Below are 24,230 nucleotides of genomic sequence, written 5' to 3'. Positions count from 1 at the left end.
TTTGCTTTCCTATCATATCGTATCTATTCCACTACAGCGTGTAATGTAGTATAATGGCAAGTAGATTGATTCCTGAGCAAAAATTCGGGTGTTTATGCATATAATCCCAACCTTTATTTTTGCCCAAACTATATTTCGATATGATCGATGGGGGATGTCCAATGAAATCCAAGAAGAAAAAGAAAAGTGCTGCGATCCTTATTTTCCTGGGTATTTTAATCATTATGATTGCAGCACTGGTTGTCGTAGACCAGCAATCCAAGAAACAGATGGATTCAGTGGAAAATGCTTATGGCATCGCTGCTTCCAAGCTTAATCCAGCTACACGGGAGCTACTTAGTGATCCCAACTATCAACAAATTATTGTACCCACAGATCTCAAAGCCAAAATCGATAACAAAGACAGCTTTTTTGTTTATTTCTTTGCTTCCGACTGCTCGCACTGCCGTGCCACAACACCTCAGTTGATGCCGCTAGTTGACAGTGAAGGTATTGAGCTTCCGCAGTTCAATCTGCGTGAATTCGAAGCAGGATGGACCGATTACAATATCGAGTTCACACCTACACTCGTCTATTATGAGGCTGGTGTCGAGAAAGACCGTATGGTTGGTGGACTGAAAGAGAATGGCAGTGACCAAGGCTACACACTGGATGATTACAAACAATTTTTCCAAAAATATAAAGGAAGTGCCGCTCCTTCGGCAAGCTAACTGATAGATCCGTTCCCACAAGTATCTACAATCAGGTACTTGTATCACCAGACACTGTTCTGTTGAAGGACAGACTGTGGCACCTGCAACCATCTGAATATGACGCAACATTCAAAAACACCCCGATCGTTCCCTTTACAGGAATCGTCGGGGTGTTTCATATACATGGAACTTCATATCCATGGAATGCTCATTTGAATGTTAACGCTGATTACGGTTCAACTTTTACTCTGATCCATCGCCTTCATCTTCTCTTCGTATATACGCCCTCTGGTAGGACTCCGGCGCTGCGGAATATTTGGTTTTAGCTCAAGCGATCTTCTAGATATCTCTTGTTCTAAGACCTCATCAACAATTCGTATGGACAAATCCCTGTAAGTCACAGACTGAACATCTGATTGGGACAGTTGCTTCACGATTTCCTGTACATCCCGTACCAAAGCCCCAAGGTCAATGCCCAGAATCGTAGCAGGATAAGGTTCCAGAAGATCAAGTGAGCTCTGTAACATCATCGTTCCTCCGCGGAGATTGCCATTCCTGAAGTGGTATAAACCAACCGCAATTTGCAACAACCCTTTATAGAGAGAATCCCGGTTCCGTTCAAGCCACAATTCTTCCAGCACCTCATGGCACTCGAAATAATCCTGATCCCGATTGAAGTAGATTAGGTAGTCAACGTACAGTGGCTCATAGATGCTCATCCGGGTTTTCGCCCTTTCTGGCGTTGTTCAGAAGTTTCTTCACGTCATCCAGCAAGTCTTTGAGCCCTTCCATATCATGCCGTTCCCAGTAATCGTTAAATCGCTTCTGTGCTTCAATTGCTTCACTGACAAGGTGGTAGAAGTATAATTGATGAATGATATTCAATGTTCTTGACACGATATTGGAATCATCCTCAAATGCCTTCTGCGCCTCCAAAATCTGTAGACGAATTGCAGACATCTCGTTGTCCAGTATAAACGCGGCCTCAGCCGTTTTTTTCAGCCTGGTTCTCATCTCATCAGGTAACCCTTCGCGAAACTTGTAACTCAGCGAATGTTCAATGGTAGCCCAGAAGTTCATGGCAAGCGTCCGGATCTGTATCTCGGCCAGAACTTTCTTTTGTCCCAGAGCCGTCTGAACGGGATACTCAATAATCATATGGAAGCTTCGGTAGCCGCTCTCTTTGAAATTCGTAATGTAATCTTTCTCAATGAGTACCGTGAGATCCTTACGGCCTCGAATATACTCGGCAACCCGGCGGATATCATCCACGAACTGGCACATAATGCGGATACCTGCAATATCCTCAATGCCTGTTTCCACGTCATCAAGCGACACATTCAGTCGTCTGGATTTCTCCAGAATACTGGATATTTTTTTGACACGACCGGTAACGAATTCAATCGGGGCATACTCTTCCCGTTTCTTCAGTTCCGCTCGCATTGTCTTAAACTTGACTTTCAATTCCTCTACCGCTTGTTCATAAGGAAGTAAAAATGTACCCCAGTCTCTACCGTCCATGCTTATGCCTCCTGTCTCTATAGCGTCCCCTGTTCTATTCCATTATACATGATGTTTGGCGGGGGGAAGAGTCCCGAACCATTTTACGCTCTTCCCATGCTTCTATATTTTCATTCCGGGGATTCACATTCCTTCTTAACGATGTTCCGCACCAACCGCTTCAGAGATATGACGATAACCGTCTTTGCGCAGCAACTCACGCAGTCCGGCATGAATGCGCCGATTCACCTCAGGTCCTTCATAGATCAATGCTGTATATATTTCAACAAGACTTGCTCCGGCTTTAATTTTCTCGTATGCATCCTCACTTGTGAAAATGCCACCTGAACCGATAATCGGAAGTTTGCCTTCGGTCTGGCGATAGATCTGGCGAATAATCTCCGTCGAACGATCACGTAGAGGTTTACCGCTCAGACCGCCTGTTTCCTTCGCATGTTGGTGGGAGAGTCCTGTACGACTGATGGTTGTGTTCGTTGCAATAATGCCAGCAACACCGCTGTCTGCAATTGTGCGAACCATATATTCAAGTTCCTGATCATTCACATCCGGTGCAATCTTCACCAGAACGGATTTGGTCGCTCCGCCCGCTCGTGCATGCTGCACGTTCATCTCGTTCATAACCGCAGCGAGCAGTTCCTTCAATTCATTCCCATGTTGCAGATTACGCAAATCAGGTGTATTTGGTGAACTGATATTAACCACGAATAGATCAGCATAATCGTATAGTGCCTGAATGCACTTCGAATAGTCCAGGTGAGCTTCCTCATTAGACGTAGCCTTATTTTTGCCGATGTTAACAGCCACTGGAATACGCCGATCCTGTAGACGTGCCAATTCACCTGCCATGGCTTCCGCACCAAGATTGTTGAAGCCCATTCGGTTCACCAACGCCTCATCTGGAGGCAAACGGAACAGCCGTGGTTGATCGTTACCTGGTTGTGCAAGTGGTGTCACGGTTCCCACTTCCATGAATCCAAATCCGATGGAAGAAAAGCCCGTTACGGCCTGCCCGTTTTTGTCCAGACCCGCAGCCAGACCAACAGGTGTAGGGAAATGACACCCAAACATGTCAACAGCCAGATCAGACGTTTCACGAACGCCGTACATCACACGCAGTCCGGAAGGAACCGGACGGATGCTACCCACGCCACTAAGACCGCCAATAATCAGATGATGGGCCTGTTCAGGGTCCATTTTAAACAACAAAGGTTTAGCAAGACTTCTGTATAACAAATCACTCACTCCGTTCTGGTCCGGTACGCCAAAAAGCCGTTGTCCGTCTTTTCATATGTAAAAAAACACTCTACTCACAAGTTTATCTGTTTCTTATTAAAAAGGAAAGTAGTTTGCGCATAGACAGCACAAATCGAATAATACAAAATGCTCACAAGAAATCCACCCGCCCACTGGAAATGACGAGTTGAATTCTTTACAATGAGAGCATGGTTACTCTACACCAGTTCTATTCCAAATAAGGAGGAATAACTCATGGCTCCCAAACGTAAACCACCTGCATTACAGCAAAAGAAAGAAGAAGTGAATCGCAAAGCCATTGCATGGACAGCAGCCAGTGTAGGCGGCTTGATCATCATCATTGGTGCTCTTATCATTATTGCCAACATGTAGATGATTCAGGCTGAATCCATCTGATTCTACATATCAAACAGATCAATTCAGCCAGTGATACGTTTTGTTCGGATTATTCTGCTTTGGAACAAGTGTATGCTGATAACGCTGCTTTGCTTCTGGAACAAGCGTCAGATCTGGCAGTACATCTTCTCCAATGCGTACTGGAGTGCCTTGCGGAGCAAGAGCGAATAACTCTTCTACATCTCCTGTACGCATTCTCACACATCCAAGGGATTCATCCAGTCCGATACTGTCTGGCTCGTTGGTCCCGTGGATGGCATAATTCGTATTTGAGAGCTGCATACCTCTGCTTCCAAACTCACCGTTCGAGCGTCCATTCGGATTGACCACTTTATCTGTAATGATAAATGAACCCTCCGGTGTGCGATCACCGCCAAGTCCCACATCATACATACGAATAATGGTATCCCCACTGATTAATGCAAGTTTATGTTTATCCTTATCAATGACAATCTCCAGCGGTTCCTGCAAAAAAGGCTGACCTCCCAGCGTATCTGCAAAAGCGGCATTTTTGCTTTGAGACGAATTCGAAGTCGTTGAACCATTCTCTTTACCACTCGAATCGTTCTTTCCTTCCTGTGCCTTTCCTTGATGCAAAGCTAGCAGCTTCGGAAACATCTCGGTCATCCCTGACGCAGTCTCTCCCAGAATATTGTTCGGAAATGGCTGAGCCATTTGCGTTACACTCTTGGGCCAAGCATCATTTTTTTTGCGATAGGCAACGATTGCACTTGATAATGATGCAGCTGCTTCCTGCTTGGCGGTCCACGCCAAGGCCATCTTTTTGATTTTCGGTGTAATTTCAGGAGGTTCACAGTTACATTGCTTGGCATCATAACTCTGTGCAGTCAATTTCCCGCTTGTATTGGTTTGTACTATGTATTTCACAGGCATATTTCGTTTCCATAAAGACCAGTCATCCGAGGTTTGCATGCCCAGTACAGCAGAGGTCTCTACTTTTGGGCCAGACCCGGACCAGGCAGCTGCGAGCGCAGCCTCGCCATGATTACCTCCACCAAATGCCGCAGCAGTGAACACATTGCTTGGCGCAATGGATGCAGTTCCAACCTGTTTATCCGCTTTTACAGGCGCTTCGATGTCATCTGTGGATTCCAGTGCTGCTGACAGTGCGTCGGCCGCTTCACGACTGAAACCCGGAGCGTCCGCAGGTGGCAGACCTGCCAGCACAAGCAGCATGAACAACGTAAGCCACATTTTGCGTCTACGTTGTTTTTTCTCTTTTTGCTCAGACATCTCCACCAGTTTCTCCTGATAGTCTACCCAGATGTCAGCAGGAGCTTTACTGCGTTCAAATGCCTCGTAAACCTCGCCCGCTTGCTGAAAGCAATAATTGGCTTTGGCCTCCTGTCCTTCGCCCAAATACTCCTTTCCAAGCAAGTACCAAGCCATTTTATTGTCGGGATGTTTCTTGACATATGTTCTTAGATGAGTATTCTGCATCCGATCCTCCACTATTTCGCCTTTTTGCGTATACCATTATATATCGGCATAACCAGGCGTTGAATCCATAGGACTTGAGTACCCGGTGGAAAAAAAGAGGGTTCGACAATGTTCGTCCTTGATCCACAGGTCATAAGATCACAGTTAAATGAAAACAAAAAAAGCACCTTCCCTTGTCGTAAAGACAAAAGAAAGTGCTCTGTGTTCATGCAAGAAATACTTAACCCTCTTTATTAAAAGGCTCATCCGCTACTTTGATTGAATCTGTAGGGCAGCCATCGCATGCATCCTGCATATCGTCAAACAAGTCGTCTGGAATAGCTTTGATACCATGGTTAGCATCGCCGTCAAAGATAACTTCTGCCAAACCTTCATCATCGTAATCGTAGATGTCAGGAGCTGTTGCTCCACAAGCGCCACATGCGATGCATGTGTCTTTTTCAACCCAAGTATATTTACTCATTTACATTCTCTCCTCCTAAAATTCGAAACGTACAGTGTTTTTATCTAGAAACATATTAATACAAAGTAAGGATAATTACAAATCATTTTGCAACCACAAGTCTCTATTATCCCTTATTTAATCAAGACTTTGCAAGTTATCTTTTTGCAGGGAAGTACCGCGCACTTTATGATTGCGAAGCAGCACGGAAGGATCATCTCCAAGCATGCCAGCGGTCACAACAGCATTCTCACCAAATTTATCACGTAACTGATCCATAATCCGAATGAGATTGTCCTTCTTGGGCTTCTGCTCATATTCGAACAAGTCCATCTGTACAGCGGATTCTTCTCTTGGAATCAGGTTTTGGAGTGTCACACCCAGCATGCGTACAGGCTTGCCACTACCCCAATGCTTCTCAAATAGTTTACAGGCCTCACGGTATATGACCGTTGCATCCTCCGTAGGTACTTCCATTAGACGTGATCGGGTGATTGTCTTCATATCCGGTGTGCGGATTGTAATCTGAATCCCCTGGCTGAACATTTCGTGCTTGCGCAATCTTCTGGCTACCTGGTCACTTATATTGAGGAACACCCGATGAATCTCATTCATATCCGATACATCCGCCGGTAAAGTGGTTGTATGCCCAATGGATTTATTGGCCTCACGTTCCGCGTGAACTGCGGAATGGTTAATGCCATTCGCGGAATTTTTGAGCCATGTTCCATTAACTCCAAATAGTTCGGTCAACATGTTCTCATCCGACTTGGCCAATTGACCAATCGTTTCAATGCCCAGTTTTTTCAGCTTTTCAGCCGTTTTTTTGCCAATGCCAAACATCTCGTTGCATGGTCTGTGCCAAAGAATCCGGGGTACGTCTCTCATGCGTAAAATGGAGATACCATTCGGTTTTTTCAGATCCGAAGCCATTTTTGCCAATAATTTGTTGGGTGCAATACCAATGGAACATGGCAGCCCCAATTCATCCTTGATTCTACGCTGAATACTCTCCGCAATCTCCATTGGATTCCCGAATTGCCTTGAACCTGTAATATCAAGATAACATTCATCAATGGATGTAGCCTCAAGTTGAGGCGTATAACTATACGCAATCTGCATGAAGGCTCTTGAATATTGACGATATAAATGGAAATCAGGACGAATTACAATGAGATCAGGGCACTTTTTCATGGCTTGGTGCACGACCATACCTGTTGAGATGCCTCGATTACGAGCGGCATATGAGCAGGTTACAATTACACCCTTTCGCAGTTCACTGCTGCCCGCAACGGCCGTTGCTTTTTCTCTATATAAATCTGGTTCCTCGGCTTCATGTACAGAGCAGTAGAAAGCATTCATATCGACATGCAGAATCACCCGTCCGGCTGCTGGGTAATATTGATCCACATTTGCTGGAGGATTGCCGTCTGAAGACATCATGAACCCCCGCCCTTTCTTGCACACTAATTAATGAAACGAATTTCTTTCTTCTATAGTATATCAAACCCGTTATGTTAATTCAGTCATGAGGATTTATTTTCTGCGAGATCTGATCAGAGACCGAATAATTAACCAGCCTACACTCACAAAAAGTATCAAAGTGATCAGAGCAATAATCGTATTTCCCCATAAAAAAGTCAAAATCACTCCTCCTTTTCTTCCATATATTCCAATTAAAACTCAATAATAGATTATAACATACATCCGAATTATGATTAACATCCTTCTTTTTTCTCTAAAATCCGTTAATTGTTACATGAAACTGCGATTTCTATGTAGCATTTGGCTATAATGGTGCTATAATAATTAATTATACAAATTGACGACTTTAGGACAAATCAGCGCATGGAGTTTAACACAGTGTAGCGTTGCCGAATCGAAGGATTCGTCCACTAACGTACTTAACAGCTTTTCCCAACTTACAATCCAAACTTTTAAAAGAGCGCTTTATCTCAAAGGAGGATCTTCATGTCAAAGGCCATTTCCATCTTCGATACGACTTTACGTGACGGCACACAAGGGGAGGGTGTCAGCTTATCGGCAGACGACAAACTCAAAATTGCCAAGAAGCTTGATGACCTGGGCGTCCATTATATTGAAGGCGGAATTCCCGGCAGCAATACCAAGGACATTGAGTTTTTCAAAAGAGTCAAGGAATTAAACCTGAACGCAAAGGTTGTTGCTTTTGGCAGTACCCGCCGTAAAGGCAGCGTTGCTAGTGAAGACGCCAACCTGAAACGCATGATCGAATCTGGTGCTCAGGCTGCAACTTTGGTCGGTAAATCATGGGACTTCCATGTGCATACCGCTTTGCAGACTACATTGGAAGAAAACTTGTCCATGATCTATGATTCCATCGCCTATCTGAAACAGAATGGTATGGAAGTGATCTTTGATGCAGAACACTTCTTTGACGGATTCAAACATAACCCGGAGTATGCTCAAGCTGTCTTGACCAAGGCTCACGAGGCTGGAGCGGACTGGCTCGTTATGTGTGATACCAACGGCGGGACGATGCCAAACGAGGTGCACGAGATCGTATCCACACTGCATAGAAGCCTGCCTCATGCACATCTCGGTATCCATACACATAATGATTGTGAACTGGCTGTGGCCAACACACTCAGCGCTGTACAAGCCGGAGCCCGTCAGGTGCAAGGAACGATGAACGGTTATGGAGAGCGTTGCGGTAACGCCAATCTCGCATCCATTATCCCGAACCTGCAACTGAAACTTGGCTATGAATGTGTTACTGAGGATTCCATGAGACAACTTACAAACGTGGCTCGTTATGTTAGCGAGATTGCCAATGTGAATATGCCGATTAATCAGCCTTATGTCGGCAATGCTGCTTTTGCTCACAAAGGTGGAATTCACGTCTCTGCCATCCTGCGGGATTCACGTACCTATGAACACATCGTGCCTGAACTGGTCGGCAACAAACAGCGTGTGCTGGTTTCAGAACTTGCCGGACAAAGTAACATTGTATCCAAAGCACAGGAACTGGGGCTTGAGTTCGATCCAAGCAGTGCCAACTCACGTCAGATTATTGAGAAGATCAAAGATCTGGAACATCAGGGTTACCAGTTCGAAGGCGCAGATGCTTCGCTTGAATTGTTAATTCGTGAAGCGAACGGTGACATGAAAGAATTGTTCACGTTTGAATCATTCAAAATGCTTGTGGAGAAAACAGCGGGCAAATCCGTTGTTTCTGAAGCTTTTGTCAAAGTGAATATCGCTGGAACAAGCGCTTATACCGCTGCTGAGGGCAATGGTCCGGTTAACGCACTCGATAACGCCCTTCGGAAAGCGCTGGTGCAATACTTCCCTTCACTTGCCAACATGCATCTGTCAGACTACAAAGTGCGTGTTCTGGATGAGAAGGATGCTACAGCTGCCAAAGTTCGTGTATTGATCGAATCCAAAAATACGGAGAACACATGGAACACTGTCGGTGTATCCGAGAACGTAATTGAAGCAAGTTGGGAAGCTCTTGTACACAGTTTCCGCTATGCTTTGCTTCAAGAAAAATTGCAGGATGAGCCGGGCACACTCCCTATTCCTGCTCATGGGATAAGCAACCACTAATAACGCTTATTTCCCGGAAAATAAAAAGGAAGCCTCTGTACCCATGATTCATGGATGCAAAGGCTTCTTTGTTTGCAGAAAATTAATTTGCAATTAACTCTTTAATCTTACGTTCCAACTCTTTCTCGGGCAATATGCCCAGAACAATCTCCTGTATAACTCCTCTGGAGTCAATCAGAACATTCGTTGGAAAAGCCACCCCATTGTATTGAGCATACACAGTCCCCTTCTCATCCAAGGGAATAGGGAATGTCAGTTGGTACTCATCTACAAAAGCTTTGGCATCTTTGAGTTTATCGTATGACGTTACATTAACCCCATACATGTCAAGCTTATCCTTGTATTTCGCGGCCATTCTATTCAGCTCTGGAGCTTCCTGCTTACACGGCTCACACCAGGATGCCCAGAAACTGACGAACGTGGCCTTATCTTTGGTACCGCCCACACTGTACGTCTTTCCATCCATTGCTGTCAGAGAAAAAGCAGGCGCCAGAAGACCCGCACGAGGTCCCGTCTCTGTAGGCATCGGTTCTTCCTGCTTAAAGACGGCTGCAATGCCGTCACCCGCATTCTGGGCCAGTGCAATACCAACCAGCAAGACAACACCAAGGAGTATGTATATGTTTCGTTTCATAACCCGCCACCCTTTTATATAATTAGCATATTGAAACTGAAACCGTAATTTCTGCACATGCTAAGTGTTTATCACGCTCTATCATAGTTCACCAGAACATGATTCCAAATGTTCTCTTTATTATTGTACCCTTTTCCTTTAAAATTTTACAATCCGCATTACAGAAAATAAAATGAAAAAGGACTCCTGCCTAAGCAGGAGCCAAAGAGAGAGGGGTGAATACAAATGGCAGCACTTCACGGGCAGCAAAACGCCTTCTACATCCCTTCTTCCGTAGAACAACAGATGTCAAAGCACATGTTCCTTTCGCTGCCGCAAGAAGCCTGCGGGGTTATGCTGGGTGAAACCGCAGCGGGCGGTATACGAATCAGTCGGTTTCAGCCCATTCGTAACGTAGCACCTGACCCGCTGCACCATTTTGCTCTGGACGATGCCGAATGGATTCGGTGCGTATTCTCCGAGCCTAAGCTCATTGGTATCTTCCATTCTCATCCCCAGACCAGGCCTGTTCCTTCCTTAGAGGACATCCAAGCTCTTCCAGCCTTCGCCGGTTTGCTTCAGATGTACCTCATCGGCTCACCCGACCTTACAAGCGGGTCGCGATCTCATATGCATCTGAACGGTTATCTGATTGAATCTTCGAAGGAATCGCAGGATCCGACACAACACGTTGTGCCTTCATACAATCTGCTTCCCGTTCCGTTATGCGTGACTTAGCTGGGTATACAGATCACCCAAGGTCTCCACATTTTTACGAGTCATGTCCTCCAAGTAGCAGGACCATAACTGTGCAGTCATTTTTGAATCTTCCAGTGCATGGTGACGTCCATAGATCGGAATCCCTCTGGATTCCAGCAATTCATCCAAACCATACCCCGGCCTGCTTGGTTCAAGCCAGCGGGCCAACATCATCGTATCGATTAAACGATGTGTCAGCCTTACCTTTGAAGTCCGCCACAGAGCTGCATTCAAAAAGGCTCGATCATGCGCACTTGCGTGTGCAATCAGAACATTTCCACCTACAAAAGACATGAAATCATGCAGCCCTTCCAGCAAAGTCGGTGCGTCCAACGTCATCTCCTGTGTAATACCTGTAAGTTCAGTAATATGTTCCGGAACCGCGGTCTTGGACTGCACCACCGTATAGAACTGCTCCCCTTCCAGTACCACACCACCATGTATACGGACCGCACCAAATGAGATAATCTCATCCCCATGCTGGGGCGAAAATCCCGTCGTTTCCAGATCAAATACAACTGCGTCCAGCTCATTTAAAGGTGTATGCAGAACCTCAGGTCTGCGCTGTTCTCTCATCATGGAGCGGATAAACGCCATGTGTTGCGCCGTAGGGGCTCCCATAATGGAAGCGATGGCGGAAGGGACCCCTCCCTGACGCAGCGAATTCCAGAATCCTGTATTGCCCCTTGCCGGCTCTCTCATGGACGTCTCCTTTCTGCAAAACGCAACTGTCTTTGCAAAGCACGATGCACTCTTCGTACCAACCCGAGCGTATCCCTGAGCTCATAATGAATCTGTTTTTGTTTCATCTGTTTCTCATCCAGGAACCCGCTGCTATGTTGCAAATCCCCTTGGATGACAACCGGTGTACTTCGGCGAAACTTCAAAGCGGCTAAGAAGGCCCGCTGGCATGCATCCAGTAATGTAAACGGAACAGCTTCAAGTGTTGTCAGTCTCTCCATTCTTTTTAATGTAGATGACTCCTTGATCCCATGTTGCAAAGCCAAATAACGGGCACTGTTCACCAGTGGAATGTACAAACCATACTTGACATCAAATCCACCTGCATGTTCACCAAATCGTTCTGTGACCACACGTCCAAGTACATTTAATGTCGCTTTATGTTTAACCGTATTGCGAAGAACTGCATCCGAAAGTTCAGGAACCAGTCTGAACTGTTCATAAAAACTCGTGATCCATTCCTCTGTCAGACTTTGCTCACCTGCAACAAAACGCATGTCTGAAGCAATAATCAGATTACGAACAGGCTCCCAATTCAGATCAGAGCTCCAAGCTGCTAATTGTTGCTTCCATGACGCCAGCGTTTTTCTCCAGAGTGGCTCAGAGCACATGACTTTGCCTTCGCACTTGGCATAACCAAGCTCTTCTAACATGTCCGTCATTCGCTGTCCGAGCTGAGCAAAATATTCCTCTTTACCTTCATGCGGAGTATCGCTAATGATCATGCCATTATCCTGATCACTCCATAACGTTGCTTCTTCCCTGCCGGAACTGCCAAATACGATAAAGGCATAGGGGACGGGAGGTTGGTCGAAGCCTTCCTCAACCATCCCCTGAATGCATAACTCTACTGCTTTCCGTGCAATCCGGTCATGCAGTTCATTTACCGTTTGGTACCACTCGATCGGCGACAAGGAAGCGGACAACAATTCCTGGAGCTCGTTCTGTAATATCACACGTGCCTGGCGCAGTTCTTGAGAAGACACCGCACCATCGATTCCCTGATAAGACCAGGAATAGTTTGTATACGAGATGGGTTCCATCATGTCCAGCCTCCTTGAAGCATGATTCAGCATCATTCACCTCAGGAGCTGAACGTACCACCATTGGATTTAGAATCTACATTTTTCATTTGTTCAGGGTATCCGTAAGTACCGTGCTCACTGATATCCAGACCCATTGTTTCTTCTTCTTCAGTAACACGAATGCCCATGATCGCTTTCATTCCGCCCAGAATAATGAAGGACATGACCAGTACGAAGGCAAAAGCACCTGCCAGACCGAGAAGCTGTACGCCCAATTGGTGGAATCCACCGCCATAGAACAGACCTGCTTGACCTACACCCGCATTCTCGGCAAGTTCAGGAGTAGCGAACAAACCTGTGGAGATCGCACCCCACATACCAGCAATACCATGCACGGAGAAAGCGTAGATTGGATCGTCAATTCCTTTACGATCGAAGTACTGTGCTGTGAAGAATGTGATGATACCCGCCAGAGCACCGATAACCAGCGCTGCCCAAGGTTCAACGAATGCACATGCTCCCGTAATCGCAACGAGTGCCGCAAGCACACCGTTTAACATGCTAGGAATATCAGACTTACCAAGTACTGCCCATGAGATCAACAGTGCAGCAACACCACCGGCTGCAGCAGCTACGTTAGTAGTCAACGCGACATAACCGAAGAATCCATCCCCCATGGCAGATAATGTACTACCTGGGTTGAATCCGAACCAACCGATCCAGAGGATAATAACCCCGAGTACGGAATACACTTGGTTGTGACCTGGAATGATGTTAGGTTTGCCGTCTTTGTTATATTTACCAATACGTGGTTTCAACAAGATGGTCGCTACCAATGCTGCAGTCGCACCAGTCAAGTGAACAACCGTCGATCCTGCAAAGTCTTGCATACCCAGCTCAGCCAACCAGCCGCCACCCCATACCCAGTGAGCAACAACCGGATACATGATAATGGTATAAAGAGTACCGAAAACAATATATACGCTCATCTTTGCACGTTCAGCCATACCACCGCAGGCAATGGCCAGTGATACCGCCGCAAAGGCGAGGTGGAATACGAATTTAATAGTCAGTGGAACATCGGAGAAAGCCAGTGATTCGAAGGAAGCAGCCATCTTGTCACCACTCAGGAAGAATCCTGTTGTTCCAAAGAAGCTGTTACCATTACCGAAACCAAGACCGAAACCCAAAGCCCAGAAGGCAATAACTGAAATTCCCAATGTCAGGATGGTCTTACCCGCAATGTGTCCTGCATTCTTCATTCGTGTTGAACCCGCTTCGAGTAAAGCAAATCCCCCTTGCATCAAGAACACGAGTACAACAGCCAGAAACGTAAAGGCTGAGTTCAAACCACTTTGAAGTTCAATGTTAGTCGGACCCTCCGCAGCCGCAAATGCGCTAACCGGAAAAGCGAACAAAGTGAGCATTACTAACACAGAAACCAACCATTTCTTTCTCATATACCCCACTCCCTCTTATGTTAAGTTTCTTCACATAACGTGAAACTCTTAATGTCATTATAAGCAGAAGAGAGGAAAGTTGACAAGAGTATTTTCATCAAAACTGAAAATTATTTCTGGGAATAAAGTCATACGTCTTTTTCTTGCACTTAAGTACATAATCACATTCTATGAGTACATAGATATAGAAATGCAGTATGCTGATTGCCAAAGCATAACGTTTGACTGTACGGTTAAAGATCATGTATCATACTTATTAGTAAGAAAAATTGGGCGTAGTCTAGAAATTCACAAGTGGAAACTACAATTCCCTACATTTGAACTTGCAAGCGAGGTGAATATCATTGGGGATATGAAACTTTTTCGGATTGGCGAACTTGCCAAGACCGCTGGTGTTAGTGAACGGACGATTGATTATTACACAAAGCTTGGACTAATCGCTCCCGAAGAACGTACACAAAAAAATTATCGTCTCTATAGTAATGAAACTTTAACGAGGCTTGAACGTATTGTACAGATGAAACAAGAGAAGTATAGTCTCGACGAGATTAAGCAATCTCTTGAGAAGTGGCGTCTGGTTAGTACAGAAGAACAAGTTGCCAGCAAACTGACAACATTGGAGCTTCATGTACAACAACTTGAGCGAGAGGTTAACGAACTCAAACCGCTACTTGGAGAGATGAAACCTGTACAAGCACGTAAAATGATGGCAGGACTCCTCACCAAAAGTGCCGGTACAATGGAGGCACTAAAAATCTTGCTTGAGAACACCATGATGTAGCTTATTCTTAGAAAGCGGAGGAATGAATATGAGTTTTAATAACGGTATGTTCGTATTGATCATTATCGCCTTTTTGCTCTCTTTATGGGCGCAATTTCGCGTTAAAGGTACGTTTAGACGTTGGTCGGAGGTACCGAACCAGAACGGAATGACTGGTTACGATGCCGCTCGCCAGATGCTTGATGCTAACGGCCTGCACGATGTTCCAATTGAACCTGTACGCGGCACGCTCTCTGATCACTATGATCCGATCAATCGGGTTGTACGTTTATCAGAACCAGTATATTATGAAAACTCAATCTCAGCTGTTTCGGTAGCGTGTCACGAAGTTGGCCACGCCATTCAGCATAAAGAAAGTTATCCGATGCTGGCACTGCGTCACCGGATCTTCCCAATTGTGAACTTTGCATCCGGATTAGCTCCATTCCTGTTAATTGCAGGATTCATCTTCAATGCCATGAACCTTGTAGGTATCGGCATCATCTTCTTCTCCGTAACTGTAGCATTCCAACTCATCACTTTACCGGTTGAGTTCAATGCAAGTAATCGCGCTAGAGAGATTATGGTATCCGAAGGGTACATCCGTAATGAAGAAGAAAAAGGTGTTGCAAAAGTTCTGAATGCCGCAGCCTTGACTTACGTTGCTGCAGCGTTGATCTCACTGCTTGAGTTGATTCGTTACATCGGAATCTTCAACAGCCGCGATTAATTGGGTACCTAATACAACAAAAACAAAAAACAATACCCCACCGTTAATCGGATGGGGTATTGTTTTGTTGTAAACCGAAATAATCAAGCAAGAATGAACGAAAGGACTGAGCAACCAGCGGCAGTTTATCATGCGCACGATGAATTAACCCGATAGTTCGCGTTACTTTAGGATGAGAGATGGCCACATGTGCCGGTTGCAACGGATTCGTCTGGAATAACGCCATCTCAGGCAGCAGACTAACCCCCATGCCCGCAGCGACCAATCCGCGGATGGTGTCGGTCTCTTCCCCTTCAAAAGCGATCTTGGGTGTAAAACCAGCTTCCAGACAGGCATGCCACACAATAGGACGAAGAGAATAACCTTTGCTGAATAATACAAATTTATCATCCTTGAGCTGTTCAAGCGCAATTGTCTCTTCACCAGCTAACGGGTGATTAGGAGGAAGGATGGCATGTAATTCTTCCGTGAGTACAATATCGCCATCTACTTGATCATGTTTCTCTGGAAAAGGAGAAATGAATGCCAAGTCTACCTCTCCCGATAACACATCACGAATCAGTGTAGGGAACATCCCCTGCTTGAATCTGAATTTCACGTTGGGGTAGCGCTGACGGAAAGCAGCCACCACGGAAGGAATGAGATGAATCCCCAGGCTATGCGGAAATCCAATTCGAATCTCCCCATGCTCCGGGTCCAGAAACTCATGAACTTCCCCGACTGCCTTGTCCAAATCTTTTAATATACCTTCAATTCGTTTGCAAAAAAGCTGTCCCACTGCAGTCAACTGCAGGTTTCGTCCCTTTTGCATAAAAAGGTCCACGCCCAGTTCTTCTTCCAGCTGATGAATCTGACGACTCACCGCCGACTGTGCCACATGCAACTCTTCAGCAGCCTGTGTTACATGTTCCTTCTGTGCCACTTTCAAAAAGTAATGCAACTGTCTTAATTCCACTCGCCTGATCGCTCCAATCTGTTATACCCTACTTATCCTTGATTGCATTCCATCTTGAGAACGTTCTGACTACCGCTTTAAGCTGCGGGGTTTCCACAATCTGATCAACAGTCCGTAAATAAAGAATCCACCCAACAATCCGCCAAGGTGAGCCATCCAGTTGATTCCTGACATGGCGAAGGAGAATATGATTCCGAACAAAAGCAATGTGTACATCGTTTTGCGCGAAGCCTCGTCCATCATCGTTCGCTGGAACAGCGCTACATACAGGAATGCACCATAGACAGCATAGATCGCTCCTGAAGCACCTACCGAGATGGTAATACTCCCAACCGAGTTATACCACGCAACAGCAAGAATATTACCCAATACACCGCCACCCAGGTACAATACACCATACCTCACCGACCCGAGCAACCGTTCCATCGGTGGTGCAAATACGATTAACGCAAAGCTGTTAAACAATAAATGACTGAAGCCCGCATGCAGGAAGATGGATGTGATGTAACGCCACCACTCCTGTGCGAACAGTTCATGATTCGTAAGTGCCCCAAATTTCAGCAGCACCATATTGTTCGTTGATCCACCGTTCACCGTTAACACAATAAACATGACTACATTGGCAATTAAAAAAAGCGACGTCAAAGGGAAATACTTCAAATAACCTTTCCAGTTCTCATAGCGAATAAATATCATAAATTTCTTCTTTCACTCCACCCTGTTCAGATCGGACTTACATCTCTGATCCATCGTAATGGTACATGCCCGAATTGGACAATGCCTTTCATAAAAGATTATAATGGATTTTGGTACGGATCACCAATTTATAAGGAGGAACATTATTATGACACAAGAACGTACAGGCGCAGCCACATTTAAAGGCAACCCTATTACATTGATCGGACCCGAACTGAAAGTCGGCGATCAAGCACCTGATTTTACACTGAGCAAGAACCTGGTTGAGGACGCTTCCCTGAAAGACTTCGCAGGCAAAATCAAATTAATCAGCGTTGTTCCTTCCCTGGATACTGGCGTATGCGATGCGCAAACTCGTCGTTTCAACGTGGAAGCTGGAGAACTCGGAGACAATGTTGTTGTCTTGACAGTAAGCGTTGACCTTCCGTTTGCTCAGGCTCGTTGGTGTGGAGCAGCTGGTGTTGACCGCGTAGTTACATTGTCAGACTACAAAACACGTTCTTTCGGTGAAGACTACGGCGTTCTGATCAAAGAATTCCAACTCGACATGCGCTCCATTTTTGTTTTGGATGCCGAAGACCGGATTACATATGTGGAGTATTTGCCTGAAATGACAGACTCCCCTAACTTCGAACAAGCGATTGCTGCTGTAAAAGCTTTGCTGTAGAGGTTACCATACGTTCAGAACAAAAGCGAGGAAGGTTAACCTTCACTCGCTTTTTGTTATTTATCATCTATTTCAATCATTTGCTTTATACTTGCTTAGCTTCTTATCCAGAACAGAGAATAAGTTCATAATCGTGCGATAATTGGAACCCAAGTCTCCAAGTGAACCACGTGAAGCTGAATACATATCCACCGCACTGCGAACAGGACTTACTGAGATAATGGAAACTGTAATATCCATCGTCCGTCCAAAGGTAGTCCGCTTCTCCAGAATAACTTCTCCAACAGAAGGCACTTCATGCAGCACTTTATAACCCGGAATCTTTTTGAGTGTCGAAGAGACCTCTTCCCAGGCTCTGTCTTTGGATAAGTTATAATACCGTGTTTTTAATTTGGGATCCTTGGCTCGATCGCTGGTCCCCTCCATGCTGCGGATGATACCGACGAGCGTTCTCTTTAAGGTCAAGACCCTTCCTCCTTTGATTGTAACCGTTCCATTTATGTATCTTAGTGTAACATTGTTCAAGTAGTAACAAAAGGGCAAGCATCATATTTATCATAAAACCAATCAAAAACATTCATCACAACTTAAAAACACCCTGAAATTCCTTTTGTAGAGGAAAAGTCAGGGTGCTGTACATGAAGATTTAGGAACCCGCCTATGCCGTCCGGCTACATTGTCTTATGAACCTGCTTGGCAGGTGGGTGACCGCAAAAATGCTTTTTGAAGTCCCCATGTCGTATAGACAGGGCTTTTCAGCAACATTCTGTGTTGATCTCCCGAAGACATCATCATTGGTTCAAAACAACGAATAACCGAAACGTACATCGCAGGATGTACAATTATTATATCCCTAACTGTGTAAAAAGTAAATGGCGATTCATCATGTTTTATTTTTGCAATGTAATGTTTTTGTCGTCTGATGGCTCAGGTGTTTCACCATTCTCTGCTGATTGTTCAGCCAGCGCAGCAGCTTCCTCTTCTTCCTTCTTGAGTTGCATCTTCTCCATCTGCTCCTGCATCTTGTTGAAGGTTGCGTAGAAGTTAAAGAAAGCAAACCAAGCAATGATGCTGATAATGAAGAAAACAAACAAGACCGGATAACGGAAACCGATGTAGAACAGCAATCCACTTCCCAGCAATGTGGAAAATACACGGAATGGTCTGATCAGCGTAAGCAATACCGCGTTTTTGATAATGAGTCCGATGGACATATGATAATGTACAACCATCGAGAAAAAGTTAAAGAGTGATACAAATAACAAGAGAAGCAGTACTAACATGATGATTCCCACGAGCTGCATATTGCGGAACTGCGTCATGTACACTGTGTAATCCAGATACATAATCGCGAATAACAGTGTGTAAAAAATACCCCCAATTAAACTTTGCTTGTAGTTTTCCTTGTAACCTACAAAGAAAGTACGGAAGATCGGTACATCCGTATCACCCATATTCCATTTACGAACAACCGTAAACAGCGCCGAAGTCGCCGGGAACAGTGTAAGCGGTGCCACAATAGCTATAGCCCAGTTCATTTGCAATGATTCGTTTGCGAGGTTCTGCTGCATCACGAGCAGTTTCATAATCAAGAAAAACAAGAACGGAGACGAACAAATAGCCCACAACAGATTGGTTGCGGCCAGTCTCGTAATCCACTCTGTAAGCCGGTAGATCCCACCCATAGCTCCTTTAAATTCCAAACATTTCTCCTCCTCTGCAGCCTTGCGAATTACCTGAAGTCTAATATTAATATACCTTATTATAGATAGGAAAAGCCAGTACTTCCCGAAAAGAGATCGTCATTATCCTCAGCTAGCGCTTCTAGCCGCTTCTGGCAGTGAAATAAAATGATGCAGTCACTTTGAAAATAAAAAAAATGGAGCAGTTGCCCGCTCCATTCTTCAGATCATACGTTTATATTACTCGAAAGAAGAATCTTTCGCTGGACGACGTCCTTCGTTACTGCTTGGACGCGGTTTGCGGTCACGGTTGTAACCACCTTCTCTGCTTCCACCGCCAGTGCTGCTGCCGCTGTTACGATCACGGTTGTAACCGCCACGTCCGCCGCCACTGCTGTTGCGATCGCGGTTGTAACCACCACCACTGCCGCCGCTACCACTTGTGCGGTTACCGCTGTAACCCGATGGTTTACGTCCGCCAGAGCGAACATCCGGTTTACGACGTTTTGCACGGATTGGATCTTCAGGAGTCAGATCAACTTGAGCATCTTTCTTGTCACCTGTCAGGAGCTTCAGTGCAGCCGACAACAGTTGAACAGAATCATATTGCTCAAGCATTTGAATCGCAATACCTTTGTATTCGTTCAGTTCGCCTGATTGTACGATTTCCAGCAAGCGCTCTGCTGTCAAACGTTGTTTACCTTCAACCGCTTCTGCCATTGTTGGCAGTGGTTTACGTGGAATACGGTGACGTGTTACACGCTCGATGAAGTGCAAGTGATCAATCTCACGCGGTGTAACGAAGGACCAAGCAGCACCCTCTTTACCCGCACGACCTGTACGACCGATACGGTGAACATAGCTCTCCGGATCTTGTGGAAGGTCAAAGTTAACAACGTGAGTTACGCCAGATACGTCGAGACCACGTGCAGCCACGTCTGTTGCAACGAGTACGTCAATGCTGCCGTCACGGAACTTACGCATTACCGCATCACGTTGATTCTGGGACAAGTCACCATGAAGACCGTCTGCAGAATATCCACGTTTTTGCAAAGCTTCAGCCAATTCGTCAACACGACGTTTTGTACGTCCGAATACGATCGCCAGTTCAGGAGATTCCATATCCAACAAACGGCTCAATGCTTCGAATTTTTGACGCTCAGGTACTTCGATATAGGATTGGTCAATCAATGGTGCACTAACATGTTTCGGAATCACAGAAATGTGTTCAGGATTGTTCAAGAATTGTTGTGCCAATTTTTGAATGTTAGGAGGCATTGTTGCTGAGAACAGCATAGTTTGGCGCTCGTCTGGAACTTGTTTCAGGATGGATTGAATATCCTCCATGAAACCCATGTCGAGCATTTCATCTGCTTCATCCAGTACAACAGTTTGTACATCATCTAGTTTGATTGTTTTGCGGTTGATGTGGTCAAGGAGACGTCCAGGTGTACCAATGATGATCTGTGGTTTTCTTTTCAGTGCACGGATTTGACGCACGATATCTTGTCCGCCGTAGATTGGCAGGGAGCGAAGACCTTTGAAGCGAGTGAGTTTTTCGATCTCTTCAGCAACTTGAATTGCAAGTTCACGTGTAGGTGCCATAATAAGGGCGCGGATTTTCTCGTCACTTTTTGAGATTTTGCTGATCAACGGAATACCGAATGCAGCTGTTTTACCCGTACCTGTTTGAGCTTGACCAATCAAATCTCTGCCTTCGAGTGCCAAAGGAATCGCTTTGGATTGGATCGGTGTTGCTTCTTCAAACCCGAGCTCAGTGATGGCTTGCAGCACCAGTGGTTCAAGATTGAAATCTGTAAAGTTTAAATTTGTCAAAATTATTCATGCTCCTTTTATATGGTGGACATGGTGGACAATCCACTTTGTTGTCTGTATTCTTAAGTAGCGTTAATATTTATAGGGTATCCCAACGGGACGAATTATTTTCACTAACGAATATAATTCCATGAATGGGTCCCCAACATAAGACTAAAACTACATACATGTGTTTGAAACATTTCAAAATTTTATTGCTCCATTTAGGAAAAGTTTCCTACTCAAGAATATCCACAAATTATTATATCACAAAACAATTCAAGATTACCAGCAATCTGGTTTTAAATATAAATGAGGTGATTAAATTGCCCAAAATAATTTGGCACTCTTTAGTGATCATTTTGGGTGCTGCAGCTATTGCCTGCGGCTTCAACTGGTTTTTGGTCCCCCATCAGCTTTTAAGCGGCGGGGTGTCCGGTATTTCAATGCTTCTGGGTTATTTTACAACGTTGAATCTTAGTATAATGTATTTTGTTCTCAACATTCCCCTGCTCATTGCAGGTTGGTTTATTCTTGGACGACGCTTCATTACATTAAGTATTCTTTCGGTAGCAGCCACTTCCTGGTTCATTGCGCTTCTGCCTGTTTTTGCTGTGGCTACAGACCCTTTACTTAGTTCTGTATTTGGCGGTGTGCTTATTGGAATGGGTACTGGCGTTTCCTTCCGAGTCGGCGGCTCCACAGGAGGACTCGACATTGTTGGGTCCATTTTCACGCGTAAACGTGACTTTCCGATTGGTACAGTGATGGCCGGTATGAACGGTACGATCATTATGCTTGCAGGATACCTGAGTGACAATTGGAATACAGCCTTGGCCTCGATGGTATCCATCTACATTACAGGCAAAGTGCTTGATCTGATCCATATCAGTCACGTCAAAGTAACACTGTACATTATTACAAACGAAACCGAAGCCATGTTAAAAAAATTACTTGTTCGGCCTCGTGGAGTTACCAAAATCAAGACTCAGGGAGCCTACACGGATATTGAGAAGGACATGCTCATGACCGTTACCACCCGCTACGAGTTGGTTGAAATTAAACGTATTATCAAGGATACAGATCCAAACGCTTTTGTTAACATTGTGGAAACGGTTGGTGTTATGGGTTCATTTCGCAGAAGTTGAGACACCTGTACGGTTAACAATTCACAACATTGTGGTATAATAACGGTGTACGGCTCCTAAATATGTTGTATAGCAGGTTCAACCCTTCAATTTCACAGGCCATATGCTTTCCCGAATTGCACCGAATGACTTACCATTTTGGAATTCGAGTAGGAAAGGGTGATTATTGTGGATATGGAAACGGTAAAACTGTTTGAAATTGTCAACAGATGGTGCCCGGAAATGCTCCCTTTCTTGAAACCGAATGAACTCGACTCACTGATTGTCCTCCGGGATGGGCTGGGCATCCTGGAACAGGGAGACGCAATGGAAATCATTCAGTACAGTATTTGTGAGCATCAAAATGAGATTTACATTCAATAATTTTTTTCAGATTGATCACGCCGCTTCTTGCAGGGGATTTCCTCAGCAGGAAGCGGTTTTCATTTTTTCCATGTGTTTCATTACTTGATTAATATGGTTAAAAGCCCAGAGGCTTTAATGTATAATTCATACATGGAATGCACACATAAGGGAGTGGAAATGAATGAACATGTTTTGGGCTTTACTGGCTATGGCCTTTGGAAGCTTTGGTGGTGCCCCCACAGTGGCGGACCAGGGAAACCCTCAATTCCAATCGTTAACCAACAGTTTTAACACCGCAATTATCCAATCTCAAAAAGATCAGGTTGTTATTGATGCCGATAATCCACCTGCCAAAATTGATCCTCAACCTGATGCACCTGTGGTCAAAGGTATTTATGTAACAGCCTACAGCGCCGGCGGCGCACGTATGAAAGAATTGCTGGAACTGACAGACAGTACAGAACTGAATGCCATGGTCATTGATATCAAAGACGATCTCGGATACATAACTTACCCCACAGAAAACAAAGCGCTTCAGAAAATGGGTAAATCCCAACCTTTTATTCGGGATATCGATGCCTTGATGAAACGATTGCAAAAACATGAGGTCTACCCGATTGCACGTGTCGTTGTATTCAAAGATACGATTCTTGCCAAGAAAAATCCGGAGCTCTCCTTCCGCAATAAGGATGGTTCTGTTTGGGCGAATGGCAAAGGTGACAGCTTTGTGAATCCGTACAGCAAGGAAGTATGGGACTATAACATTGAGATAGCCAAGGAAGCAGCCAAGCTTGGGTTCAAAGAGATTCAATTTGACTACGTTCGTTTCCCGGAAGGTTTCGAAACTCGAGCCGATGTACTGAAATATACCAAATCCGACAAGTCACGCGTGGATGTTGTGGCTGAATTCGTGCAATATGCACGCAAGGAGTTGGCACCACTAGGTGTTCGGGTCTCGGTTGATATTTTCGGTTATGCCGCTTCTGTACCTGCGGCTGAAGGCATTGGACAAGATTTTGTTAAAATATCCGAAAATGTGGATGTCATCTCACCGATGGTATACCCGAGTCACTATTCAACTGGCTGGTATGGGGTCAAGGACCCTGACAAAGATCCTTATACAACCATCAAGGGTTCAATGGAAGATACACACAAGAAACTAGACCCTACCAAAGAACTCAAACCCGTCATTCGTCCGTGGATTCAGGACTTCACAGCAAGCTGGCTGGGCAGTGGGCATTATGTCAAGTATGGCAAGAAACAAGTGGAAGACCAGATTAGAGCAATGAAAGACATGGATGTACATGAATACCTGCTCTGGAATGCGTCCAACCGTTATACATCAGGTGTACAATATAAGTAATCCGCACTCTTTCATACTTCTCATTTCACCCAACCTCGTTCTGCTTGAAGCGGAGCGAGGTTTTTTGGTGTTCATTTTTCTCTGTACCCCATACTCTGCTTCTGTCCCTATTCA

General features: G+C 45.1%; 25 protein-coding genes and 1 other RNA gene. 10 read left to right on the top strand and 16 right to left on the bottom strand.

The window, feature by feature from the left end:
• Positions 1-161 precede the first annotated feature (161 nt).
• On the top strand, positions 162-710 hold the full coding sequence (locus MKY44_RS08890) for a thioredoxin family protein (protein WP_036609632.1): 549 nt from the start codon (positions 162-164) through the stop codon (positions 708-710).
• A 218-nt stretch (positions 711-928) separates the two neighbouring features.
• Here MKY44_RS08890 and MKY44_RS08885 read toward each other — a convergent pair whose 3' ends face one another.
• The 3 genes from MKY44_RS08885 to MKY44_RS08875 form a co-directional block, all read right to left on the bottom strand.
• Entirely contained in the window at positions 929-1,411 is a 483-nt protein-coding gene (locus MKY44_RS08885; protein ID WP_074094460.1) for a DUF309 domain-containing protein, read from the bottom strand.
• The gene (locus MKY44_RS08880; protein WP_036609636.1) at positions 1,398-2,213 is read right to left on the bottom strand and encodes a GTP pyrophosphokinase; all 816 of its coding nucleotides are present in this window, start codon (positions 2,211-2,213) and stop codon (positions 1,398-1,400) included. Before MKY44_RS08880 ends, MKY44_RS08885 begins: the two co-directional genes overlap by 14 nt.
• Positions 2,214-2,348: 135 nt before the next feature.
• Positions 2,349-3,446 (bottom strand): quinone-dependent dihydroorotate dehydrogenase, encoded by a 1,098-nt coding sequence (locus MKY44_RS08875; protein ID WP_017689366.1) that lies wholly within the window; start codon positions 3,444-3,446, stop codon positions 2,349-2,351.
• Positions 3,447-3,701: 255 nt separating this feature from the next.
• On the opposite strand from MKY44_RS08875, the gene MKY44_RS08870 reads away from it, so the two are divergent.
• The gene (locus MKY44_RS08870; RefSeq protein ID WP_017689367.1) at positions 3,702-3,839 is read left to right on the top strand and encodes a hypothetical protein; all 138 of its coding nucleotides are present in this window, start codon (positions 3,702-3,704) and stop codon (positions 3,837-3,839) included.
• 42 nt (positions 3,840-3,881) lie between these two features.
• Here MKY44_RS08870 and MKY44_RS08865 read toward each other — a convergent pair whose 3' ends face one another.
• The 3 genes from MKY44_RS08865 to MKY44_RS08855 all read right to left on the bottom strand — a co-directional run bounded on the left by MKY44_RS08865 (position 3,882) and on the right by MKY44_RS08855 (position 7,206).
• The gene (locus tag MKY44_RS08865) at positions 3,882-5,324 is read right to left on the bottom strand and encodes a L,D-transpeptidase family protein (RefSeq protein WP_341006801.1); all 1,443 of its coding nucleotides are present in this window, start codon (positions 5,322-5,324) and stop codon (positions 3,882-3,884) included.
• A gap of 220 nt (positions 5,325-5,544) precedes the next feature.
• A complete protein-coding gene (locus MKY44_RS08860; RefSeq protein WP_091032191.1) occupies positions 5,545-5,787 on the bottom strand; it encodes a ferredoxin in 243 nt (80 codons plus the stop codon).
• A 117-nt stretch (positions 5,788-5,904) separates the two neighbouring features.
• Entirely contained in the window at positions 5,905-7,206 is a 1,302-nt protein-coding gene (locus tag MKY44_RS08855) for a DNA polymerase IV (RefSeq protein ID WP_341009810.1), read from the bottom strand.
• Positions 7,207-7,737: 531 nt separating this feature from the next.
• Here MKY44_RS08855 and cimA point away from each other — a divergent pair.
• Positions 7,738-9,357, top strand: a complete 1,620-nt coding sequence (gene cimA, locus MKY44_RS08850) for a citramalate synthase (protein WP_100529309.1) — start codon at positions 7,738-7,740, stop codon at positions 9,355-9,357.
• Between the two features lie 82 nt (positions 9,358-9,439).
• Here cimA and MKY44_RS08845 read toward each other — a convergent pair whose 3' ends face one another.
• The gene (locus MKY44_RS08845) at positions 9,440-9,991 is read right to left on the bottom strand and encodes a TlpA family protein disulfide reductase (protein WP_341006800.1); all 552 of its coding nucleotides are present in this window, start codon (positions 9,989-9,991) and stop codon (positions 9,440-9,442) included.
• A gap of 225 nt (positions 9,992-10,216) precedes the next feature.
• On the opposite strand from MKY44_RS08845, the gene MKY44_RS08840 reads away from it, so the two are divergent.
• Positions 10,217-10,708, top strand: a complete 492-nt coding sequence (locus MKY44_RS08840; RefSeq protein WP_341006799.1) for a M67 family metallopeptidase — start codon at positions 10,217-10,219, stop codon at positions 10,706-10,708.
• Here MKY44_RS08840 and MKY44_RS08835 read toward each other — a convergent pair.
• From MKY44_RS08835 to MKY44_RS08825, 3 genes are read right to left on the bottom strand one after another with little or no spacing between them, the layout of a single operon-like run.
• A complete protein-coding gene (locus MKY44_RS08835; protein ID WP_017689374.1) occupies positions 10,694-11,431 on the bottom strand; it encodes an exonuclease domain-containing protein in 738 nt (245 codons plus the stop codon). The genes MKY44_RS08840 and MKY44_RS08835 overlap by 15 nt on opposite strands.
• A complete protein-coding gene (locus MKY44_RS08830) occupies positions 11,428-12,513 on the bottom strand; it encodes a DUF294 nucleotidyltransferase-like domain-containing protein (protein ID WP_445670680.1) in 1,086 nt (361 codons plus the stop codon). The genes MKY44_RS08835 and MKY44_RS08830 overlap by 4 nt, the downstream gene beginning before the upstream one ends.
• A 41-nt stretch (positions 12,514-12,554) precedes the next feature.
• Complete coding sequence (locus MKY44_RS08825; RefSeq protein WP_074094452.1) at positions 12,555-13,955, bottom strand: ammonium transporter; 1,401 nt, start codon at positions 13,953-13,955, stop codon at positions 12,555-12,557.
• Between the two features lie 352 nt (positions 13,956-14,307).
• Between MKY44_RS08825 and MKY44_RS08820 the strand changes: the two genes are divergently transcribed.
• Both MKY44_RS08820 and MKY44_RS08815 read left to right on the top strand, forming a co-directional pair.
• Complete coding sequence (locus MKY44_RS08820; protein ID WP_017689377.1) at positions 14,308-14,736, top strand: MerR family transcriptional regulator; 429 nt, start codon at positions 14,308-14,310, stop codon at positions 14,734-14,736.
• A 28-nt stretch (positions 14,737-14,764) separates the two neighbouring features.
• On the top strand, positions 14,765-15,445 hold the full coding sequence (locus tag MKY44_RS08815) for a zinc metallopeptidase (protein WP_036609646.1): 681 nt from the start codon (positions 14,765-14,767) through the stop codon (positions 15,443-15,445).
• A 43-nt stretch (positions 15,446-15,488) separates the two neighbouring features.
• On the opposite strand, the gene MKY44_RS08810 is transcribed toward MKY44_RS08815, so the two are convergent.
• Together MKY44_RS08810 and MKY44_RS08805 are read right to left on the bottom strand one after the other, a co-directional pair.
• Positions 15,489-16,400, bottom strand: coding sequence for a LysR family transcriptional regulator (locus tag MKY44_RS08810; protein ID WP_036609648.1), 912 nt, complete (start codon positions 16,398-16,400; stop codon positions 15,489-15,491).
• A 69-nt stretch (positions 16,401-16,469) separates the two neighbouring features.
• A complete protein-coding gene (locus MKY44_RS08805) occupies positions 16,470-17,096 on the bottom strand; it encodes a rhomboid family intramembrane serine protease (protein WP_341006797.1) in 627 nt (208 codons plus the stop codon).
• A gap of 148 nt (positions 17,097-17,244) precedes the next feature.
• Between MKY44_RS08805 and tpx the strand changes: the two genes are divergently transcribed.
• On the top strand, positions 17,245-17,763 hold the full coding sequence (gene tpx, locus MKY44_RS08800; protein ID WP_036609653.1) for a thiol peroxidase: 519 nt from the start codon (positions 17,245-17,247) through the stop codon (positions 17,761-17,763).
• Between the two features lie 72 nt (positions 17,764-17,835).
• On the opposite strand, the gene MKY44_RS08795 is transcribed toward tpx, so the two are convergent.
• The 4 genes from MKY44_RS08795 to MKY44_RS08780 all read right to left on the bottom strand — a co-directional run bounded on the left by MKY44_RS08795 (position 17,836) and on the right by MKY44_RS08780 (position 21,281).
• Positions 17,836-18,228 carry a DUF1499 domain-containing protein gene (locus MKY44_RS08795; protein ID WP_017689382.1) on the bottom strand — a complete coding sequence of 131 codons (393 nt, stop codon included), beginning with the start codon at positions 18,226-18,228 and terminating at the stop codon, positions 17,836-17,838.
• A gap of 182 nt (positions 18,229-18,410) precedes the next feature.
• Positions 18,411-18,602, bottom strand: a non-coding RNA gene (ssrS, locus tag MKY44_RS08790) — 6S RNA.
• Positions 18,603-18,653: 51 nt separating this feature from the next.
• Positions 18,654-19,466 (bottom strand): YesL family protein, encoded by an 813-nt coding sequence (locus MKY44_RS08785; RefSeq protein WP_036609655.1) that lies wholly within the window; start codon positions 19,464-19,466, stop codon positions 18,654-18,656.
• 219 nt (positions 19,467-19,685) lie between these two features.
• Positions 19,686-21,281, bottom strand: a complete 1,596-nt coding sequence (locus tag MKY44_RS08780) for a DEAD/DEAH box helicase (RefSeq protein ID WP_076209022.1) — start codon at positions 21,279-21,281, stop codon at positions 19,686-19,688.
• Between the two features lie 305 nt (positions 21,282-21,586).
• Here MKY44_RS08780 and MKY44_RS08775 point away from each other — a divergent pair, with 305 nt between their 5' ends.
• The 3 genes from MKY44_RS08775 (at position 21,587) to MKY44_RS08765 (ending at position 24,116) form a co-directional block, all read left to right on the top strand.
• Positions 21,587-22,408 carry a YitT family protein gene (locus tag MKY44_RS08775; protein ID WP_036609659.1) on the top strand — a complete coding sequence of 274 codons (822 nt, stop codon included), beginning with the start codon at positions 21,587-21,589 and terminating at the stop codon, positions 22,406-22,408.
• 174 nt (positions 22,409-22,582) lie between these two features.
• Positions 22,583-22,771, top strand: coding sequence for a hypothetical protein (locus tag MKY44_RS08770; protein ID WP_029880762.1), 189 nt, complete (start codon positions 22,583-22,585; stop codon positions 22,769-22,771).
• Between the two features lie 163 nt (positions 22,772-22,934).
• Positions 22,935-24,116, top strand: coding sequence for a putative glycoside hydrolase (locus MKY44_RS08765; protein ID WP_341006795.1), 1,182 nt, complete (start codon positions 22,935-22,937; stop codon positions 24,114-24,116).
• Positions 24,117-24,230 lie beyond the last annotated feature (114 nt).

This window comes from Paenibacillus sp. FSL R7-0026, from assembly GCF_038004485.1.
GTDB classification, from domain to species: Bacteria; Bacillota; Bacilli; order Paenibacillales; family Paenibacillaceae; genus Paenibacillus; species Paenibacillus xylanexedens_A.
This window is presented reverse-complemented; position numbering and strand designations above follow the sequence as displayed.

Coding starts and splice junctions, on each gene's coding strand:
- MKY44_RS08765 (WP_341006795.1), top strand. CDS start 22,935: ATGAACATGTTTTGGGCTTTACTGGCTATGGCCTTTGGAAGCTTTGGT.
- MKY44_RS08855 (WP_341009810.1), bottom strand. CDS start 7,206: ATGTCTTCAGACGGCAATCCTCCAGCAAATGTGGATCAATATTACCCA.
- MKY44_RS08770 (WP_029880762.1), top strand. CDS start 22,583: ATGGAAACGGTAAAACTGTTTGAAATTGTCAACAGATGGTGCCCGGAA.
- cimA (WP_100529309.1), top strand. CDS start 7,738: ATGTCAAAGGCCATTTCCATCTTCGATACGACTTTACGTGACGGCACA.
- MKY44_RS08860 (WP_091032191.1), bottom strand. CDS start 5,787: ATGAGTAAATATACTTGGGTTGAAAAAGACACATGCATCGCATGTGGC.
- MKY44_RS08840 (WP_341006799.1), top strand. CDS start 10,217: ATGGCAGCACTTCACGGGCAGCAAAACGCCTTCTACATCCCTTCTTCC.
- MKY44_RS08890 (WP_036609632.1), top strand. CDS start 162: ATGAAATCCAAGAAGAAAAAGAAAAGTGCTGCGATCCTTATTTTCCTG.
- MKY44_RS08880 (WP_036609636.1), bottom strand. CDS start 2,213: ATGGACGGTAGAGACTGGGGTACATTTTTACTTCCTTATGAACAAGCG.
- MKY44_RS08870 (WP_017689367.1), top strand. CDS start 3,702: ATGGCTCCCAAACGTAAACCACCTGCATTACAGCAAAAGAAAGAAGAA.
- MKY44_RS08885 (WP_074094460.1), bottom strand. CDS start 1,411: ATGAGCATCTATGAGCCACTGTACGTTGACTACCTAATCTACTTCAAT.
- MKY44_RS08845 (WP_341006800.1), bottom strand. CDS start 9,991: ATGAAACGAAACATATACATACTCCTTGGTGTTGTCTTGCTGGTTGGT.
- MKY44_RS08825 (WP_074094452.1), bottom strand. CDS start 13,955: ATGAGAAAGAAATGGTTGGTTTCTGTGTTAGTAATGCTCACTTTGTTC.
- MKY44_RS08815 (WP_036609646.1), top strand. CDS start 14,765: ATGAGTTTTAATAACGGTATGTTCGTATTGATCATTATCGCCTTTTTG.
- MKY44_RS08805 (WP_341006797.1), bottom strand. CDS start 17,096: ATGATATTTATTCGCTATGAGAACTGGAAAGGTTATTTGAAGTATTTC.
- MKY44_RS08835 (WP_017689374.1), bottom strand. CDS start 11,431: ATGAGAGAGCCGGCAAGGGGCAATACAGGATTCTGGAATTCGCTGCGT.
- MKY44_RS08820 (WP_017689377.1), top strand. CDS start 14,308: ATGAAACTTTTTCGGATTGGCGAACTTGCCAAGACCGCTGGTGTTAGT.
- MKY44_RS08865 (WP_341006801.1), bottom strand. CDS start 5,324: ATGCAGAATACTCATCTAAGAACATATGTCAAGAAACATCCCGACAAT.
- MKY44_RS08830 (WP_445670680.1), bottom strand. CDS start 12,513: ATGGAACCCATCTCGTATACAAACTATTCCTGGTCTTATCAGGGAATC.
- tpx (WP_036609653.1), top strand. CDS start 17,245: ATGACACAAGAACGTACAGGCGCAGCCACATTTAAAGGCAACCCTATT.